Origin of the sequence: Microbacterium sp. IO18 (genome assembly GCF_049099505.1) — a bacterium.
GTDB classification, from domain to species: domain Bacteria; phylum Actinomycetota; class Actinomycetes; order Actinomycetales; family Microbacteriaceae; genus Microbacterium; species Microbacterium aurugineum.
Genome location: NZ_JBMJAF010000001.1, coordinates 1,158,393 through 1,177,732, shown reverse-complemented (window position 1 = coordinate 1,177,732; position 19,340 = coordinate 1,158,393). Strand labels below are relative to the sequence as shown.

Annotated in this window: 15 protein-coding genes; 12 read left to right on the top strand and 3 right to left on the bottom strand. The window is 69.3% G+C overall.

Translation table 11 applies throughout. The features are described from left to right. Positions 1–96 precede the first annotated feature (96 nt). Positions 97–831, bottom strand: a complete 735-nt coding sequence (locus ACLF6J_RS05700) for an SDR family NAD(P)-dependent oxidoreductase (RefSeq protein ID WP_134353251.1) — start codon at positions 829–831, stop codon at positions 97–99. 100 nt (positions 832–931) lie between these two features. Between ACLF6J_RS05700 and ACLF6J_RS05695 the strand changes: the two genes are divergently transcribed. From ACLF6J_RS05695 to ACLF6J_RS05655, 9 genes are all read left to right on the top strand, one after another. Then, positions 932–1,894 (top strand): aldo/keto reductase, encoded by a 963-nt coding sequence (locus tag ACLF6J_RS05695; protein WP_134353252.1) that lies wholly within the window; start codon positions 932–934, stop codon positions 1,892–1,894. A gap of 406 nt (positions 1,895–2,300) precedes the next feature. Further along, a complete protein-coding gene (locus ACLF6J_RS05690) occupies positions 2,301–3,641 on the top strand; it encodes an HNH endonuclease signature motif containing protein (RefSeq protein WP_134353253.1) in 1,341 nt (446 codons plus the stop codon). Between the two features lie 397 nt (positions 3,642–4,038). Further along, positions 4,039–5,568, top strand: a complete 1,530-nt coding sequence (locus tag ACLF6J_RS05685) for an ABC transporter substrate-binding protein (RefSeq protein WP_232762282.1) — start codon at positions 4,039–4,041, stop codon at positions 5,566–5,568. A 75-nt stretch (positions 5,569–5,643) separates the two neighbouring features. After that, entirely contained in the window at positions 5,644–6,585 is a 942-nt protein-coding gene (locus ACLF6J_RS05680; protein WP_131494407.1) for an ABC transporter permease, read from the top strand. Then, a complete protein-coding gene (locus tag ACLF6J_RS05675; protein ID WP_134353254.1) occupies positions 6,582–8,405 on the top strand; it encodes a dipeptide/oligopeptide/nickel ABC transporter permease/ATP-binding protein in 1,824 nt (607 codons plus the stop codon). The genes ACLF6J_RS05680 and ACLF6J_RS05675 overlap by 4 nt, the downstream gene beginning before the upstream one ends. Next, entirely contained in the window at positions 8,402–9,235 is an 834-nt protein-coding gene (locus tag ACLF6J_RS05670) for an ATP-binding cassette domain-containing protein (RefSeq protein ID WP_134353255.1), read from the top strand. The genes ACLF6J_RS05675 and ACLF6J_RS05670 overlap by 4 nt, the downstream gene beginning before the upstream one ends. Before the next feature lie 47 nt (positions 9,236–9,282). Next, complete coding sequence (locus ACLF6J_RS05665) at positions 9,283–9,870, top strand: TetR/AcrR family transcriptional regulator (RefSeq protein WP_134353256.1); 588 nt, start codon at positions 9,283–9,285, stop codon at positions 9,868–9,870. Between the two features lie 34 nt (positions 9,871–9,904). After that, on the top strand, positions 9,905–10,603 hold the full coding sequence (locus ACLF6J_RS05660) for an alpha/beta fold hydrolase (protein ID WP_134353257.1): 699 nt from the start codon (positions 9,905–9,907) through the stop codon (positions 10,601–10,603). Between the two features lie 72 nt (positions 10,604–10,675). After that, a complete protein-coding gene (locus ACLF6J_RS05655; protein ID WP_134353258.1) occupies positions 10,676–11,665 on the top strand; it encodes a methyltransferase family protein in 990 nt (329 codons plus the stop codon). Between the two features lie 128 nt (positions 11,666–11,793). On the opposite strand, the gene ACLF6J_RS05650 is transcribed toward ACLF6J_RS05655, so the two are convergent. Next, a complete protein-coding gene (locus ACLF6J_RS05650) occupies positions 11,794–13,137 on the bottom strand; it encodes an amidohydrolase (RefSeq protein ID WP_134353259.1) in 1,344 nt (447 codons plus the stop codon). Positions 13,138–13,297: 160 nt separating this feature from the next. Between ACLF6J_RS05650 and ACLF6J_RS05645 the strand changes: the two genes are divergently transcribed. Together ACLF6J_RS05645 and ACLF6J_RS05640 are read left to right on the top strand one after the other, a co-directional pair. Continuing rightward, positions 13,298–14,746 (top strand): glyceraldehyde-3-phosphate dehydrogenase, encoded by a 1,449-nt coding sequence (locus tag ACLF6J_RS05645; protein WP_134353260.1) that lies wholly within the window; start codon positions 13,298–13,300, stop codon positions 14,744–14,746. Between the two features lie 44 nt (positions 14,747–14,790). Continuing rightward, positions 14,791–15,837, top strand: coding sequence for a winged helix DNA-binding domain-containing protein (locus tag ACLF6J_RS05640; RefSeq protein ID WP_134353261.1), 1,047 nt, complete (start codon positions 14,791–14,793; stop codon positions 15,835–15,837). A gap of 27 nt (positions 15,838–15,864) precedes the next feature. Here the strand turns inward: ACLF6J_RS05640 and ACLF6J_RS05635 are convergent, their stop codons facing one another. Beyond that, on the bottom strand, positions 15,865–17,307 hold the full coding sequence (locus tag ACLF6J_RS05635) for a helix-turn-helix transcriptional regulator (RefSeq protein ID WP_047523168.1): 1,443 nt from the start codon (positions 17,305–17,307) through the stop codon (positions 15,865–15,867). A gap of 112 nt (positions 17,308–17,419) precedes the next feature. Between ACLF6J_RS05635 and ACLF6J_RS05630 the strand changes: the two genes are divergently transcribed. Further along, positions 17,420–19,282, top strand: a complete 1,863-nt coding sequence (locus ACLF6J_RS05630; RefSeq protein WP_134353262.1) for a phosphoenolpyruvate carboxykinase (GTP) — start codon at positions 17,420–17,422, stop codon at positions 19,280–19,282. Positions 19,283–19,340 lie beyond the last annotated feature (58 nt).

The following is a 19,340-nucleotide window of genomic DNA, read 5'->3' as shown; positions in this document are numbered from 1 at the left end:
GTTCTCCAGTCGCGGGCGGGTGGCGGAGCAGCGGGGCGGGTGGCGGATCAGAAAGGGGCCTCGGAGGGGACGGGAAGGCGCGGAATCGATCCCGCGTCAGACCAGGAGCTGTCCGCCATCGACGGGGACGGAGACTCCGGTGATGTGGCTGGCGGCGTCGCTCGCGAGGAACAGCACGAGCGGGGTGATCTGGTCGACCTCGGCGATGGAGCCAAGCGGGATGCGGGACTCCCACGCCGCACGGGCTTGCGGGTTCGAGGCAAAGTCCGCGGTGAGAGGCGTGAGCACGGGACCGGGGGCGACCGCGTTGACCCGGACACCCGAGGCGGCGAGCTCGATCGCCGCGGTGCGGGTGAGGGCGTCGACCGCGGCCTTCGTCGCCTCGTAGTGCCCCAGTCCGGGGGTGGGCTGCCGTGCGCCGATGGACGAGATGTTGACGATCGCGCCGCGTCCTGCGTCGGCGAGCAGCGCGCCGAAGATCCGGAGCATGAGGAAGGTTCCGCGCACGTTGACCCGCAGGGCCGCGTCGACGACGTCGACCGGGACTTCCTGCAGGGTGCCGCCGCCGGCGACGATGCCGGCGTTGTTGACCAGGACATCGATGCCGCCGTCGGCAGTGAGTCGTTCGGCTGCGGCGCGCACGGAGGACTCGTCGCCGATGTCGAGGGTGAGCGCCGTGGCGCCGATCTCGGCGGCGACTGCCGTGGCGGCGTCCGCGTTCACATCGCCGATGAAGACCTCGTCTCCACGGTCACGGAATGCGGTGGCGATGCCGCGGCCGAGGCCGGACGCGCCGCCGGTGACCAGGATGCGGCGGGGGGATACGGTCATGTTCGTCCTCACTGACGGCGGTTCTGACGGGATGTCTCCGTTATATTCTACAAACATAGAAAAACACAACCCCGTGTCTCGAGACGGCGAAGGAGCCTTCATGCCCGAAACGACATATCCCTGGAAGCCGCTGGATTCCCGGAGCGCCCCGGTGTCCCCGCTGGCGCTCGGATCCTGGAACACCTGGGATCGGATGGCGCCCGACGACGCGGTGGCGCTGATCCGCCGGGCGGTCGAGCTGGACGCCGGCTTCTTCGACGTCGCGTACTACAACATGGGTCCGCACTCCGAGAACTCGAAGACCGACATCCTCTTCGGGCAGGCTCTGAGAGTGAGCGGCGTCGACCGCGATGACATCGTGCTGTGCGGCAAGCTCTGGCTGTGGGACTGGCCGAACCAGGGCTTCCGCGCGCAACTGGTCGAGTCCCTGGAGCGAGCGGGCCTCGACCGGTTCGACACCCTCGTCGTGGGGGACTACCTCGACGCTCCGGACCTGCCGCGCCTCGTCGCCGAGGTGAACGAGCTGATCGCCGAGGGGCTCGTGGGCTCCTGGGGCATCAACAACTGGCGGATCGAGCACACGCGGGAGGCGCTCGCCGTTGCCGCGGCGCAGGGCATGGCTGGTCCGGTGTTCGCGCAGCTGAAGTACGGGATCGCTCGGCGATCGATGGCGGAGGGGGACGCCTATGGTCCGCTGTTCGCCGAGGGGACTCTCACGCTCCAGGCGTCGGACGTGTTCGAGGGTGGAATCCTCGCCACCGGACGCATGCCCGAGCGGAAGATCGGTGCCGACGTGGGAGGCATCCGGGAGCAGATCGCCGCCGTGTACCCCGAGGTCGCGCGGGTTGCGGGAGAGTTCGGGGTCACGCCGGCCGCGCTCGGCGTCGCCTTCTGCCTGTCGAACCCCGCCACCGCGAACGTGCTGTTCGGTGCCTCGCGCCTCGCGCAACTCGAGGAGAACCATGCGGCGCTCGCCCTCGCGCGAGACCACGGAGCCGAGGTGCGGACTGCGCTCGCCGACTGCTGGGTCGACCGGGAGGTGCGCGCCGACGGGGCGTGGTGAAGGGGGCTGGGGTTCTGGGGGCTGCGTGCTGCCGGTGTGGGAACATGAGGCGCGCCGAGATCCGCCGTGGATGTCGGGGGAGCGGAGATGAGATGAGCCCGGAGCCCACGCTGCTCATGGCCGTGGTCTTCGGTGGATTCCTCTTTCTGGTGGTCTTCTTCGTCGGCTGGTAGCTGATTCTCGACAGACGCGCTGATGCGAGACGCCGGGCTGTCGAGGAGGACGGTGGCTTGACCGATGCGAAGCCTGGCGACGCTGAAGCCGACGCTGAAGACGTGGAGCTGCGAGTGGCTGATGCTTCGCAGTCGCAGGACTTCGTCTGAAGGAGCCCGGGCGGTCTGCGATATGCTGGCATTCATTCGAACAAATCTACGAAAGTAGGGCGGTTCTTCGATAGAATCTGGGTATGTCGAAGTTGGCCGTGTTGCATGAGGCGATGTCCCGTCTCGACGCGGCGTGGGCTGATGCCGACGACTCGGGTGAGTTGTCGCGAGAGCAGCTCATCGCGGTCAGCGCGTCCCTCGGGGTGCTCCAGCGCCGGCTGGATGCTGTGCACGTCGAAGTGGCCGCGTGCATCTCTCGCGAGTCCCGCCCCGAACTCGGGGCCGAGAGTCTCGCGAAGCAGCAGGGGTTCCGCAATCCGGCGACGCTGATCGCGGCGACCGTGGGTGTGTCACGCGGTGATGCGACGCGGCTCGTGAAGGTGGGGGAGGCCGTTGCTCCGCGTGCAGACCTCCTGGGGGCGCCGCTGCCGGCGAGATACCCGGTCGTGCGGGAGGCGCTCGGCGCGGGAATGCTGAGCGCTCAGTCGGCGGCGGTGATCATCTCATTGCTCGATAGATGTCGCGTCGCGGTGGGCCTGACGCGCGTCGCCGAGGCAGAGCGTGTGCTGGTGGAGAAAGCGTGCGGGCTCGCGCTGGACGATGTGCGGAAGCTGGTGGTGCGGGCGGAGGCGTGGCTGGACCCGGATGGGGTGGAGCCGCGACTCGAGGAGCAGCGTTCCCGTCGATCACTCACCATCCACGAGCGTGAGGGGATGGTGCATCTGAACGCGGTCCTCGATGCCGAGACGGCTGCCCCTGTCATGACGGCGATCCGTGGCTACGTGACGGCCGCGTTCGCCGCTCGGAAGGATGCGGCCGCTCCCGACGCGCCCGACGCCGACCGTCGCACCGTGCCGATGCTGCAGGCTGATGCGCTCGCTGTGTTCGCCGCCCACGTGCTCGGGTGCGAAGCGAGGGTGCCGCTGGCAGGAGCGACGATCGTGGTGAGAATGAGCCTCGATGATCTCGAGGCCGGCACCGGCTCTGCGGAGATCGACGGGGTCGAGCAGCCGATCAGCATCGGAGCCGCGCGACGAATGGCCGCCGGCGGGGGTGTGATTCCGTGTGTGCTCGGCGCCGCGAGTGAAGTGCTCGACTGGGGGCGCGAGAAGCGCTTGTTCACGCGATCGCAACGGTTGGCGCTGGTGGAGCGCGATGGGGGCTGCGCGATGTGCGGGTTGCCGCCGGAGATGACGAAGGCGCATCACATCCGGTGGTGGAGTCGTGACCGCGGGCCGACGGATCTGTCGAACGGCGTGCTGCTGTGCGAGACCTGCCACCACCGAGTGCATGACAACGGGTGGGACATCCGTATCGATGGGGGCGGTCCGGTGGGGCGGGTGTGGTTCATCCCTCCCGCCTCGATCGACCCTGCGCGCAGCCCGCGCCTCGGCGGTCGAGCGCGCTTCGACATCGCCGCCTGACATCGCCGCCTGACATCGGTGCCTGGCATCGACGGCTGACATCGACGTCTGATGCCGGTGCCTGACGTCGACGGCTGACATCGACGCCTGATGCCGCTGCCTGACATCGACGCCTGATACCGCTGCCTGCGTGTGCGGCTCGGGATGTGCTGGTCTGCTCATGGGCGCGCGCTCGTACTCGCGCGCCCATGTCCATGCGCTCATGCCTGCGCGCTCGGTCAAGCCCGGTGCGCCCCCGGGCATGGTCCGGCACACCGCGGGGGAGAATCGCCCTTGCGCTCTTTTTCCACGCATGTAGACTAACCAGCACGACACATCGAAGTGACGTCGGACCCGGCTTCCGATCAGCGGCACCTCGACCCTTCTTCACCACCCCCTGCACCCGAGAGAAGGAATCATGAAACGAATGCCCCTCGCGCTCGCCGCGGCTGTCGCCGTGACGCTCGCCCTCACCAGCTGCAGCGGCGGCGCCTCGCCCTCGCCGTCCGACGGCAGCGGGGTCGACAGCCCCGACGCCCTCAACATCGGGAACTTCCTCGACGTCACGTCGTGGGATCCCTCGCTCGCCGACATCGGCTTCGACGGCCCGTATCTCTCCGCCGTCTACGACGCTCTGATCGCCCTCGACGCCGACGGCGAACCGATCCCCTCACTCGCCACCGAGTGGACCGTCGCCGACGACGACCTCAGCATCGACCTCGACATCCGCACCGACGCCGTGTTCAGCGACGGCACCCCGGTCGATGTCGACGCCGTGATCACGAGCCTCGAGTACCTCAAGGCGGGTGCGCGCTCGGGTGAGGCCTACGTCAACGTCGCCTCCTTCGAGAAGGTTGACGACGACACCGTCCGCATCGCCCTCACGCAGCGCGACGACACGATCCTCTACTTCATGGGTCTCGGACGCAGCTACGTCGCCTCCCCGGCCGCCATCGAAGCGGGCACGCTGGGCAGCGAGCCCATCGGCTCCGGCCCCTACGTCCTCGACAGCACGACGAGCGTCGCCGGTGCCGAGTACCACTTCACCAAGACCGCCGACCACTGGGACGCCGACGCGTATCCCTTCTCCGAGCTCGCGATCTTCCCGATCACCGATGCCACCGCCCGTCACAACGCCATGCTCAGCGGCCAGATCAACGTGCAGTACGGCGATGTCGCCAACCTCGAGCAGGCGAAGCAGCAGGGGTGGAACACCGCCGAACGCGTTTCGGGATGGGCGGGCCTCGTCATCACCGACCACACCGGCGTGAAGAGCGAGCCGCTCGGCAAGCTCGAGGTGCGGCAGGCGCTGAACTACGCGTTCGACGGAGCGGCGGTCCTCGCCGCGGTCGGCAGCGGAGCGGGCGTCGCCACCAACCAGGTGTTCCCCGACGGCGGCCCCATCAACGATCCGTCGCTCAACGACACCTACGCCTACAACATGGACAAGGCCAAGCAATTGCTGGCGGACGCCGGCTACCCCGACGGCTTCGAGATCTCGATGCCGATGTCTCCCATCTTCGAGATGTGGAAGCCCTCGGCCGAGCAGGCGCTCAACGAGCTCGGCGTGAAGGTCACCTGGGACAACATGCAGATGCCCGACTACCAGTTGAACGCGCCGAACTACCCGATGTTCATCTCGTTCCTCGCGATGGACGGCAACGACGTCGCCACCGTCGCCCGCCAGGTGACCAGCGTGCAGTGGTTCAACCCCGCGCCCGACTATGCGGAGAACGAGGTCATCGCTCCTCTCGTCGAGAAGGTGCAGACCGAGCGCGGCGACGCGCAGACCGACGCCGTCAAGGAGCTCAACAAGGCTCTCGTCGACCAGGCATGGTGGTCGGTCTGGTACCAGGCGAACAACATCTACTACACGGCGCCCGGCATCCAGCTGCAGCCCGTCGTGGGCATGATGTTCCCGACGCTCCGCTACATCACCCAGGGCTGACGCCCGCCGGGGCGGCCGCGACACCGGCCGCCCCGGCAACCTTCCCCCTCCGACCCCATCCTCCGAGAGGCCCCCATGTTCCTGTTCACGGCGAAGCGGGTGCTGTCCGGCATCCTCCTGCTCGTCGCGGTCTCGATCGGCACCTTCTTCCTGGCCCATCTCGCCATCAGCGACCCGACGGCCTCGCTTCTGGGCACCACGGCGAGTCCGGCTCAGCAGGCGGCGCTCGCCGAGAAGATCGGCCTCGACCGTCCGCTCCTCGTGCAGTTCTGGGACTGGCTCTCACACGCGGTTCTGCTCGACTTCGGCGTCTCCTGGCGCAACTTCCAGCCCGTCAGCGCACAGCTCGCGATCAAGGTCCCCGTGACCCTGTCGGTGGTGACGTTCGCGACGCTGATCACCGCGGTCGTCGGTGTCACGTTCGGGATGATCACCGGACTCCGTCCCGGCACCTGGTTCGACCGCGTCATCAAGGGCATCTCGGTCGTGCTCTTCGCTCTCCCCGGCTTCTGGGTGAGCCTCGTGCTCGTGATGTGGCTCGCGGTGCAGCTGAAGTGGTTCCCGGCCGTCGGCTACGTGCCGCCGACGCAATCCGTGGACGGATGGCTGCGCTCCATCACCCTCCCGGCGATCTCGCTCGCCCTCGGCGGCATCGTTGCCGTCGCCGAGCAGCTGCGCAACGCCGTGATCGCGCAGAGCCGCCAGGACTGGGTGCGCACGCTTCGCAGCCGGGGTCTCTCCGCCACCCGGGTCAACCTGCACATCCTCCGCAACGCCTCGCCCGCCGCCCTCACCGTCATCGCCCTGATGTTCGTGGGGCTGCTGTCCGGCGCGATCGTGGTCGAGCAGATCTTCAGCCTCCCCGGTCTCGGACAGCTCACCAACCAGTCCTCGCAGAACGGCGACATCCCGATGCTCCTCGGCATCACGGTCATCTCGATCGTCTTCGTCGTCCTCATCAACCTCCTGCTCGACCTCGTGCTCGGCTGGATCAACCCGAAGGTGCGCGTCGCATGACCACCACAGACATCCGGGTCGCCTTCGACCGAGCGGCGCAGAAGCGACGCTCGAGCCTCTTCCGCCGCTTCCTCCGTCACCCCGGCGGATACATCCCGCTGGCGATCTTCCTGCTCATCGTGCTCGTCGGGGTCTTCGCACCCCTGCTCGCGCCGATGGACCCGAACTTCGTCGACCTCGCCGCGGCCAAGGCGCCTCCCGGGCCCGAGCACCTCCTGGGCGGCGACTCGACCGGCCGGGACATCCTGAGCCGACTCATCTACGGCACACGAACGACCCTGTGGGGCGCGCTCATCACGATCGTCACCGCGCTCGTGATCGGTGTGCCGTCCGGCGTCGCAGCCGGTTACTTCGGCGGCGCGTTCGACCGCATCGCCACCTGGATCAGCGATGCTCTCCAGTCGATCCCCGGAATGATCATCCTGCTCGTGGTCGCCGCGGGCAGCCGCAACAACTTCGAACTGCTCATGGCCACCGTCGGCGTGTTCATGGTTCCCGGCTACTTCCGCATCGCGCGCTCTCAGACCCTGGCCGTGCGCGGCGAGCCCTACATCGACGCCGCTCGCGTGTCGGGCTTGTCCGCCGGACGCATCATCTTCCGCCACGTCATCAAGGCCGTGTATCCGCCGGTCATCATCCAGACCGCCCTCACCGCCGGCATCGCGATGGGCATGCAGGCCGGCCTCCAGTTCCTCGGCATCGGCGACTCCAACGTGCCCAGCTGGGGCGCGATGATGCTCGAGGGCTTCCGCCTGATGCTCACCTACCCGCTCATGCTGTTGTGGCCGTCGGCCGCCCTCGGACTCACGATCGCGGTGCTCGCGATCATGGGATCCACGCTCGCCGAGCTGGTGCAGGTGCGCACGCCGCGCGTCTCCCGCCGGTCCGGCACCGGTGCAGGCACGGCTGCCGGTACCACCGCCGGTACCACCGCCGGGGCCGCGACGCCGCTCGCCCCCGCGACCGGAAGCGCGCAGCACACCGCAGAGGAGTCCGCGCTGCGCGTCGAGAACCTGCGGGTCGTGCACGCCACCCCGACCGGCGAGACCGAGGTCGTGCACGGCGTCACCCTCGACGTGGCACCAGGCGAGGTCGTCGGCATCGTGGGCGAGTCGGGTTCCGGCAAGTCGCAGACCGTGTTCTCGGTGCTCGACCTGCTGCCGTCCAGCGGGCGCGCGACCGCCGACGCCATCTGGGTGGGCGGGGCCGACGTGACGAAAGCGACCCCGAAGCAGCGACACGCTCTGCTCGGACGTGAGATCGGCTACGTGCCCCAGGAACCGATGAGCAACCTCGACCCGTCGTACACGATCGGCCACCAGCTCATCGAGCCGCTGCGCCGCACCCACGGGCTCCGCAAGGCGGAGGCCAGGCAGCGGGCGCGTGCGATGCTCCTGCGCGTCGGCCTCACCGACCCCGACCGTGTCATGCGCAGCTACCCCCACCAGGTCTCGGGCGGCATGGCGCAGCGCGTGCTCATCGCCGGCGCGATCGCGGGCAAGCCGTCTCTGCTCGTGGCCGACGAGCCGACCACGGCGCTCGACGTGACGGTGCAGGCCGAGGTACTCGAGCTCCTGCGAGAGCTGCAGGCCGAATACGGCATGGCTCTGCTGATCGTGACCCACAACTTCGGCGTCGTGGCCGACATCTGCGACCGGGTGATCGTGATGCGCGGCGGTGACGTCGTCGAGACAGGACCGGTCGACTCGCTGTTCGCGTCACCCGCCGAGGAATACACACGCGAACTGATCGCCGCGTCCCTGGACGATGCGGAGGGCCGCGCCGAACTCGACCGCACCGGAACGGAGGTGACCGCATGAGCGCCCTGCTCGAAGTCGACGACCTGGTCGTGGAGTACGGCCGTGGCCGACACGCCTTCCGCGCGCTGCACGGCGTCTCCCTCGACATCGCGCCGGGCGAGTGCCTGGGCCTCGTCGGAGAATCCGGCTCGGGGAAGTCGACGCTCGGCAAGGCGATCCTCGGCCTCGCACCCGTCACGGGTGGGAGCATCCGCTTCGACGGCAAGGAGATCAGCAGGCTCGGCGGCCGTGCCCGGCGTGCGCTCGCCGATGACGTGCAGGTCGTCTTCCAAGACCCGTACGGATCGCTCAACCCCGCGATGACGATCGGCGACATCCTCGCCGAACCGCTGCTCACCACCGGTATCGGCACGAGATCCGCCGAGACGAAGGTGCGCGAGATGCTCGACCGCGTGCGCCTGCCCGAATCGGCCATGGATCGCTACCCGAGCGAGTTCTCCGGCGGCCAGCGTCAGCGCATCGCGATCGCCCGCGCCCTCGTCCGCGGGCCGCGCCTCATCGTGTGCGACGAGCCCGTCAGCGCCCTCGACCTCACCACGCAGGCGACGATCCTCGATCTGTTCATCGAGCTGCAGCGCGACACCGGCGTGGCCTACCTCTTCGTCTCTCATGACCTCGGTGTCGTGCGCCGCGTCTGTCACCGCGTGGCGGTCATGTATCGCGGGGAGCTCGTCGAGGTCGGCGAGGGGGAGCAGGTCACCCGTGCCCCGCAGCATCCCTACTCCGAGCGGCTGCGCCTCGCCTCGCCCGTCGCCGACCCGGTCGCGCAGCGTCAGCGACGTGCCCAGTGGCTCGCTCTGCGGGAGGTGCGCGATGCGGCGGTACGGTAGCTCCAGGCCTGATCACCCCACGCCTCGGAATCGGCCGGAAGGACCTCATGCCGAAGATCATCGATCACGACCAGCGTCGACGGGACATCGTCGAGGTCGCCAAGAGCATCATCCTGAAGGGTGGCTTCGAGGCCGCGACCATGCGCAGCATCGCGGCGGAGGCCGGCTTCGCGAACGGTGCGCTGAAGCACTACTTCCCGGGCAAGGAGAGCATCGTCGCGGCGACGTTCGAGACGATACTCCAGCAGATGTCCGAGGGGGTGCAGGCCGCCGGCGAGGAGCCGGCGTCCGCGGATGCCGCGCTGCGGGGGTTCCTGCAGGCGACGATCCCTCGCGATCAGGAGCAGATCGCCGCGGGGCGGGTGCTGCTCGCGCTGTGGGAGTACGCCATGGCGAACGAGTCGCTGGCCGAGCTGTATCGCGGACACCTGGCGTCCTGGCGCGCTTCTCTCATCGAGCGCATGGAGGCCGCGCGGGACGAGGGGTCGATCCGCGATCAGGACTACGGCCCGCTCGCGAACGAGTACATCTCGGCGGCGGTCGGTGCGACCGTCATCAACCTCATGTACCCCGACGGCGAGCGGATCGCCGACTACGAGACCTACATCGACCAGTTCCTGGCACGCCTGCGCTGAGCGCGGCGCGCCGGGTCCGAGAGGACGGCGCGTCATGACCTCATCCCTGTTCATCGAGCGCCACCAGGGCACCGGGCGTCCTGTCGTGTTCCTGCACGGCCTCGCGTCGCGCGGAGCGCAGGATTGGCCGGATCACGAGTGGGCCGGCGTCGTCGGCGACCGTCCCCGCCTCGTGGTCGACCTCCCGGCGCACGGTGAGAGCCCGGCACTCGGCACGGCGCCCACGACCGCAGTGCTGGACGCACTCGCCTCGGCCGTCGGCAGCGACGAGATCGACCTGGTCGGATACTCACTCGGGGCTCGCCTCGCGTGGGATCTGGCGGCGCATCCGCGCGTCTCCGTGCACCGCCTGGTGCTCGGCGGTCTCAGCGCGGGGGAGCCGTTCGCGCAGGTCGACCTCGCGGCCGCGCGCGCCGCGGTCGACGGTGGCGCCATGCCGACGGATCCCCTCACGGGCATGATCGTGCACATGGCGTCGTCGTCCGGCAACCGTCCGCACGATCTGATCGACCTGATCGAGGGCCTCGCCGCAGAGCCGTTCGCGCCACGGGCCGAGGGCATCGCCGTGCCCGTGCTGCTGCTGGGCGGCACCGACGACCCGATGGCGGCCGGGGTCGACGACCTCGCGCGGCTGCTCCCGAGCGCCCGTGTGCAGCGCGTCCCCGGCGATCACCTCTCCGCCCTGCACACGGCGGAGTTCCGTGCCGCCGTGCGGGACTTCCTGGCGGACTGAGCCACACCGCGACCGGGAACACCTCTGCCGTTTAATTCCAACAATCGTAGAAATATAGGGAAAGGCCCACACATGACCGACACGCCCACCGCGGATGCGGCACGGATCCTCGACATCGCCACGGGGTACATGGCGTCCAAGCAGCTCTTCCACGCCAGTCGCATCGGCCTCTTCCGTGCCGTCGACGGCGGAGCGGACACGGTGTCGGCGATCGCCGAGGCGTGCGGGGTGAGCGAGCGCATCGCCCGTCTGCTCGCCGATGCGATGGCCGCCAAGGGCCTCCTGGTGCGCACGGATGGGCGCTACGCCGTCGCCCCGGACGCCGCCGCGTATCTGACCGGTGCCGATGCCGCGATCGACCTCGCGCCCTTCCTGACGTTCCTCGATGAGATCAGCTACCCGCACTGGCTCCAGTTCGCGCACACGGTCGACACCACCGAGCCCGGCGATCTGCAGATGGACGACGCCCGCTGGGCGACGTTCATGGCGGGGGTGATGACGTACAACCGCCTGCACGCGCAGGAGTTCGGCCGTCACCTCGACCTCTCCGGTGCCACCCACGCGCTCGACTTCGGCGGCCTCTCGGCCGACTTCGCGCTGTCCGTGATGGCGCGCAATCCCGAGCTGCGGACGACGTTCCTGTATGCGCCCGGCTTCGAAGACGGTGTCGCCGAGGCGGTCGACGCGGCCGGGGTCGCCGATCGTGCCGTGGTGGGGGTCGCCGACACCGCGACCGCCGCGCCGGAGGGCGCCTACGACGCGATCTTCGCGAACCACGTCATCCACCGCTTCGGCGCCGAGGAGAACGCCCGGATCTTCCGCAATCTGCGAGCGGCGGCGGCGCCGGGGGCGACCCTGACCGTGCTCGACTTCTTCCTCGACGACGATCCGGCGCAGCGCGGGATCGACGCCCTGCATGCGGGAGAGTACCTCGTCATCGACGGGACCGTCGTGTATCCGGAGGCCCAGGTGCGCGGCTGGCTGAGTGATGCCGGCTGGGAGGTGCGCGAGAAGGTCGCTCTGCCGGGGAGTCCCCGGGTGCTCGTGGCGACCGCGGTGTGAGGCCACCCCGGCGTCGGGGGACCGGCGCCGGGGTCATGGACTGGTCCGAGGGGGATCAGAGGCGGGCGGCATGCGTGAACATGCCGCCCGCCGTTTCCGTGCGTACCCGGGTTCGGTCGTGCGAGAGCTCACTCGCGGGTGAACACCGTGCGGCCGTCGACCATCGTGCGCTCGACCTCGAGGGAGGAGAACGGACGCCCGGGAGTCAGGGGATCCTCATCGAGGATCGTCAGATCGGCGACCTTCCCGATCTCGAGCGTTCCCTTCCAGGCGGACGCGCCGTCCTGTCGCGCGGCATCCACCGTCATCGAACGCAGCAGGCGGCGGCGCGATCGCGCGTCATCGGCGACGCCGGCGTCGCCGAGCAGGCCGAGCGAGGCGTCGAGGCCGAGCCGCCAGTCCGGGCTCGCGATCGGCGAGTCGCTCGTCACCGTCGTGAGTGTTCCGGAGGTGAGCATCGCCGCCAGGGGCCAGGCGGCGGCGAGGCGTGCTTCGCCGAGCTGGAGCGCCGCCCAGGAGTGCGTGTGCGCGGCGATCAACGGTTGCACGGCGAATCCGGCGTCGACCCTTCCCATCCGGGCGATCTGCTCGGGCGTGGCCAGGTCTCCGTGGACGACGTAGTGGGGCGCGGCCGGCCGGGGCGCGTCGGGGAGGCGTTCCAGGACGGCGAGGAACTCCGAGATCGATCGGTCGCCGGTCGCATGCACGGCGATCTGCATACCCCGGGAGGCGGCGAGCTCCACCATCCGCTGGAACGCGGAGAGCGGATCATCCCCGCCCCGCGTGAGCAGGGCGCCGGTGCTGCCGTCCGTGTAGGGCTCCTCGACCCAGGCGGTGGCCATCGGCGGGATGCCGTCGGCGAAGATCTTGACCCCGGGGATCGCGAGCCACCGGGGGTCGTGTGTCGGCGCAGGGGTGCGGATCCCGCGCTCGAAGTCCTCCAGTGTGCTCTCGCCGTCGATCGTGCCGAACAGCCGAAGCAGGGTCACGCGCGAGGTCTGGGCGCCTTCGCGGTGCAGCTCGCCGTAGGTGTCGAGCATGACCGTGCCGAAGCAGCCGGTCTCGCCGGCGTCCTCTCCCGGGCCGATCCCGGGCTCGGTGTAGCTCGTGATGCCGCGTTCGGCGAGGAGGCTCCACGCGCGGAGAAGGGCGGTGCGCCGCTCTTCCCGGCTCGATACGAGACGCCCGGACGGCTGCTCCGCGGATGACGTGTCGGAGAAGAACAGGTGCGGCCAGCGCGCGCCGAGCCAGGCGGCGTGCAGATGGGCGTCGTTGATGCCGGGGATCGCGGTGCGCCCGTCGAGTTCGAGGGTGGTGCGCGCTCGGAGCGGTGCGACGGCTTCGTCGACGGCGACGATCACGCCGTTTCGCACGGCGAGGGTGTGGGCGATGGAGTCCGTCCCGTCGAGGGTGTGGATGCGGCCGCCGCGGATGATCAGGTCGGCGTCGTCGCCGGGCAGTGTCTCACTCATTATTCCACCAGTGTAGACGTAAAACGGGACCCGCGGTGAGACCGGAAAGACCTGGATTCGGCGCGCGGTTCCGGGGCTTGTACGCTGGAGCCATCCCCCGATCACCCGGCAACCCGCGCGCCGGTGACCTCGGTGCGCGCTCACACATGCAAGGACGCAGATGAACGATTCCGCGGCACACCGCGAAGACTGGACGGCGAGCGAAGAACTGGCGGAGCGGATGATCCCGCTCATCGGGGCGCTTCGACGCGAGCACGATGTGGTCACCTCCCTCCACGGGCACCGCCTGCTCGGCCTGTCGGCGACCGGGCTCGTCGAGGTGCACGAGCGCGTGGCCCAGCTCGGACACGAGCGTCTCCCGATCGAAGACAGCCTGGCCGTGCTGGAAGCGATCCACGCTCTCGCGCCCGGCGCCTCCTCGCTCGATGTCGCCCGTCTCGTGGCCGGGCATGCCTCCAGCGGCGAGTCCTTGGAGACCTACCTCGCCGACGTGCTGGCACCCGCGATGGGTGCCGTCGCCGCCGAACCCACCGACGTCGTGCTCTACGGCTTCGGACGCATCGGCCGTCTGCTGGCCCGCATCCTCATCGCCCACACCGGTGGCGGCAGCGGTCTGCGGCTGCGCGCGATCGTGGTGCGGCGCGGCTCCGAGAACGACCTCGTCAAGCGGGCATCGCTGCTGCTGCGCGATTCCGTGCACGGGCGCTTCGCCGGATCCGTCACGGTCGACGAGGAGGCCGAGCAGATCATCGCGAACGGCACTCGCATCCAGGTGATCTACTCCGACGACCCCGCCACCATCGACTACACCGCCCACGGGATCGACGACGCCATCGTGGTCGACAACACGGGCCGCTGGCGTGACGAGGCGGGGCTCTCGCAGCATCTGCGGTCGAAGGGGGTCGCCCGGGTCCTGCTCACCGCTCCGGGCAAGAGCCCGCTCAAGAACATCGTGCACGGGATCAACGACGACACCATCACCGACTCCGACCGCATCGTCTCCGCGGCCTCGTGCACGACGAACGCCATCACACCGGTGCTCGCGGCGATCGACGAGGCCTACGGCGTCGTCAAGGGACACGTCGAGACGGTGCACTCGTTCACGAACGATCAGAACCTGATCGACAACTTCCACAAGGGCGACCGGCGCGGGCGTTCGGCGGTGCTCAACATGGTCATCACCGAGACCGGTGCGGCGAAGGCCGTCGCGAAGGCGCTCCCGCAGCTCGAGGGAAAGCTCACGGGCAGCTCGATCCGCGTCCCCACTCCCGATGTCTCGCTCGCGGTGCTGCATCTGACGATCGAGCGTCCGGCGACCAAGGACCAGGTCAACGACTACCTGCGCCGCGTCTCCCTGCACTCGAAGCTGCGTCAGCAGATCGACTACGTCGAGAGCCCCGACGTGGTCTCCACCGACTTCGTCGGCTCGCACCGGGCCGGCATCGTCGATGGACTCGCCACGATCGCCGACGAGGACACCCTCATCCTCTACGTCTGGTACGACAACGAGTTCGGCTACTCCTGCCAGGTGATCCGCGTGCTCGAGGTCATGGCGGGCTCGCACCCGATCGTGCTCCCGGAGCGCCGTGAGGTGACGCTGCAGGGCTGACGTCGCTCGTGCGCGGCGTCGGAGGCGCCCGGCATGATGGGGTCATGAAGTCCGCGACCCTGCTCGCCGAGCGCCTCCGCTCGCATCGCCTCACCGCGCCGACGCCCACGGTCTCCGCTGCCGCGCACCACATGCTGGCGGTGCAGAGCCAGGACTTCACCGCCGGTCGGTGGGCCCTCGCGGTACGCACCCGCGGAGACGTGACCGTGCGCGACGTCGATCGCGCCTTCGACCGCGGTGATCTCGTGCGGGGCTGGACCATGCGCGGCACGCTGCACACGGTTCCGGCGCGTGACCTCGGCTGGATGCTGGAGGTCACGGCCGCGCGGCAGCGCCAGCAGGCGGCGACGCGTCATCGACAGCTCAGCATCGACGACGACATGATCGCCGCGGTCGTGCGGGCCGTGACACCGGCGCTGCGCGACGGCGGCCGCACCCGCGCCGAGCTCTTCGACATCCTCGAGGGAATCGGCATCGATCCCGCGGGGCAACGCGGGATCCACGTGCTCTTCACCCTCACGATCGACGGACTCATCTGCCAGGGCCCCGTCGCCCCGCGCGCCGGCGTGACGCGGGAGCAGCGGTTCGTCCTCGTCGAGGACCACATCCCCGACCCGGCGCGCCCCGACGACCCACTCGCCGAGCTGTTCGTGCGCTACATCGACGGCCACGGTCCGGCGGGTGTCGCGGACTTCTCCTGGTGGTCCGGACTCACGCTCGGGCAGTCCCGCGAGGCCGCCGCACGCGCGGCAGAGCGCGTCGTCGAGGTCGAGGAGGGACTGTTCACGGCTGTCCGGCGACCGCGACGGATGACGGATGTGTCCGCCGTCCACGCGCTCGGTGCGTTCGACGAGTACTACATCTCCTACGCCGACCGCACGGACGTGTGCGCCCCGGAGCATCTGGCGGCTGTCGGTCCGGGCAAGAACGGGATGGTGCGCGCGACGCTCATCGAGCAGGGCCGCGTGATCGGAACCTGGTCGCACGCCACCGCGACGCGCGACGCGCCTCCCGAGTTCTTCGCGGACCCGGCCGATCCCGCAGAGATGACCGCCGCTCTGGGGCGATTCGCACGGTTCCTCGACGACTGATCCCCCTCGCCGCGAGGACGGTCGCGACTACTCTCCGGCGTGCCGTGCGAGGAAGCTGTACACCTCGTTGTCGTCCACGCCGGGGAAGGCGCCGCGGGGGAGTGGCGAGAACATGTGCGTGTGCACGCGTGCACTCGGCCACGCCCGTCCGCTCCAGCGCTCGCTCAGCTCGGCCGACGGGCGGCGGCAGCACGACTCGTCCGGGCACGTGGAGACGGCCCGGTCGTTGGTCTCCCGTCCACGCCACCACCGGGCATCGTCGAACGGCACTCCGACGGTTACCGAGAACTCGCCGTCGCTCGACGATCCGGTCTGGGTCGAGCACCAGAACGTGCCGGAGGGTGTGTCGGTGTACTGGTGGTGCTCGACCGTGCGGTTCTGCTGCGTGAACGCCGCGCGCGCCTGGAACTTGCGGCACACCCGCTGGCCCTCCACCGCGCCGGTCACGTCCATCGGCAACGGCAGGTCATCGTTCTCGTAGACCCGGGTGATCGCCCCGGTGGAGTCGACGCGCAGGAAGTGCAGCGCCATCCCGAGATGCTGGGTCAGCAGGTTGGTCATGCGCATGCCCGCGGCCTCGTGCGTCACGCCGAAGCCGTCGCGGAAGTCCTCGACCGCGAGGTTGCGGTCCTTCTTGGCCTGCTGCAGGAAGGCCACGGCGGCGGTCTCGGGCATCAGGCAGCACGCGGCGAAGTAGTTGATCTCCAGGCGCTGCTGGAGGAAGTCGGCGTAGTCGGTCGGCGGCGTGTGTCCGAGCAGGCGGTGCGCCATGGCCTGCAGAGCCATCGAGCGCAGTCCATGGCCGCCGGGGATGGAAGCCGGCGGCAGGTAGATCCGTCCGTTCTCGAGGTCGGTGACCGAACGAGTGGAGTGGGGGAGGTCGTTGGCGTAGATCAGCTCGAACCCGAGCTTCTCGGCCATGATGCTCACGGTGCGGTGCGTGAGTGCGCCCTGGACGTGACCGGCCGCCTTGAGGTGCTTCTCGGCGAGCTTCTCGATCTCGGGGAGGTAGTTGTTCTGCGCGCGCATCCGCAGCCGCAGCTCGGTGTTCGCACGACGCGCTTCTTCCGGTGTCGCGATCGCCTCGCGCTCCCGACGCTCGAGCTCGCGGTGCAGACCGAGGACCGACTCGATCGTCTCATCGCTCATGCCCTTGGTCACGCGCACGGGCGCGACGCCGAGCTGCCGGAAGACGGGGCTCTCCTGTGCGCGCTCGAGCTCGATCTCGAGAGCCGCCCGTCGGTTCGGCGGTTCGCCGGAGATCAGGTCGGTGACCTCCGTGCTCGTGGCCTGCGCGATCGCCTGGAGGAGGGACAGCTTCGGCTCGCGCTTGCCGTTCTCGATCAGACTCAGCTGCGAGCCGGCCACACCGACGAGCGCGCCGAGCTCATCGAGCGTGAAGCCGTTCTCCAGCCGGTGGTGACGGATGCGGTGGCCGAGGGTCGTGAGGTGGATGCCGGAGGACGCCATTCCTTGAGTGTAGCGAAAGAATCGCATTTCTTATCGCTCGATTCGCCCGAAAGTTGCGCCTGAATCGGAAGAAGATAGGTGCAACGCCCCACACTTCGAAGGAGCACACGTCATGGCCATCGCCGAAGTCTTCACCCCCCGCACGTCTCCGGTCGCCGCGACGCGTACGTACGGCGCCGCCCCCACGTACGACACTCCTGCCATGGCCGAGCTGGCCGCCTGGGTCGAGGAGATCCGCGAGCTCACCCAGCCCGACGCCGTGCACTGGGTCGACGGTTCGCGGGCCGAGAACGACCGGCTCCTGCGCGATCTCGTCGACGAGGGCAAGCTGATCAAGCTCAACCCCGAGTGGCGTCCCGGCTCCTACCTCGCGCGTTCGCACCCCAGCGACGTCGCGCGGACCGAGGGACGCACCTTCATCGCCTCCGAGCGCGAGGAGGATGCCGGTCCGACGAACAACTGGGCCGCTCCGGCCGAGATGCACGCGAAGATGAACGAGATCTTCGCGGGCTCGATGCGCGGCCGCACGATGTACGTCGTGCCGTTCTCGCTGGGACGCGTCGGCGGTCCCCTCTCGCACATCGGCGTCCAGATCACCGACAGCGCCTACGCCGTCGCCTCGATCGGCATCATGACCCGGGTCGGCGATGCGGTGACCCGTCAGATCGCCGAGGGGGCCCCGTGGGTCAAGACCGTGCACTCGGTCGGCGCGCCCCTCGCTCCGGGTGAGCAGGACGTCGAGTGGCCCTGCAACGACGACAAGTACATCGTGCACTTCCCGGAGACCCTGGAGGTCTACTCCTACGGCTCGGGCTACGGCGGCAATGCGATCCTGGCGAAGAAGTGCTTCGCCCTGCGTATCGCCTCCGTCATCGCCCGCGACGAGGGATGGCTCGCCGAGCACATGCTGTTGATCCGCGTGATCGACCCGCAGGGCAAGGCCTACCACGTCGCCGCCGCGTTCCCCTCGGCGTGCGGCAAGACGAACCTCGCCATGCTGCGGCCGACCATCCCCGGGTGGCGGGTCGAGACCCTCGGCGACGACATCGCCTGGATCCGTCCGGGAGAAGACGGTCGCATGTGGGCGATCAACCCCGAGGCCGGCTTCTTCGGGGTCGCGCCCGGAACCGGTGAGTCGACCAACGTCACGGCCGTCGAGACACTGTGGGGCAACACGATCTTCACGAACGTCGCGCTCCGCCCCGATGGAGATGTGTGGTGGGAAGGCCTGACCGACGCGCCGCCCGCGAACCTGATCGACTGGGAGGGCAACGACTGGACGCCCGAGTCCGGCCGGCCCGCAGCGCACCCGAACTCCCGCTTCACGGTGTCGGCGGCGCAGTGCCCGCAGATCTCCGAGGACTGGGAAGAGGCCGTCCCGCTCGACGTCATCCTCTTCGGTGGACGCCGCGCCAGCAACGTTCCGCTCGTGGTCGAGGCCACCGACTGGACGCACGGCGTCTTCCTCGGCTCGAACATCTCGTCGGAGCGCACCGCTGCCGCCGAGGGCACGGTCGGGGAACTGCGCCGCGACCCGTTCGCGATGCTGCCGTTCTGCGGCTACAACATGGCCGACTACTTCGGGCACTGGCTGAAGGTCGGCCGTGGCCTGCGTTTCGACCGTGCACCGCGCATCTTCCAGGTGAACTGGTTCCGTCGCGGGGAGGACGGCCGCTTCCTGTGGCCCGGGTTCGGCGACAACTCCCGCGTCGTGGACTGGATCATCCGGCGCATCGCGGGCGACGTCCCGGCGGTCGACAGCCCGATCGGACGCCTACCGCGCGTGGAGGACCTCAACCTCGACGGCCTCGACATCCCGGCCGCAGACCTCGATGAGCTGTTCTCCGTCGACGCCGAGGCCTGGAAGACCGAGGCTGACCTGACGGAGGCGTTCTACGACACCTTCGGCGACAAGGTCCCCGCGGCGCTGCGCGCGGAACTCGCCTCGCTCCGCTACCGCCTCGACAAGGCGTAGCCCCCAGACCGGTGCCGGTTCGGGGGAGCCGGCACCCTCAGGGCCTCGTGCCCTGCAG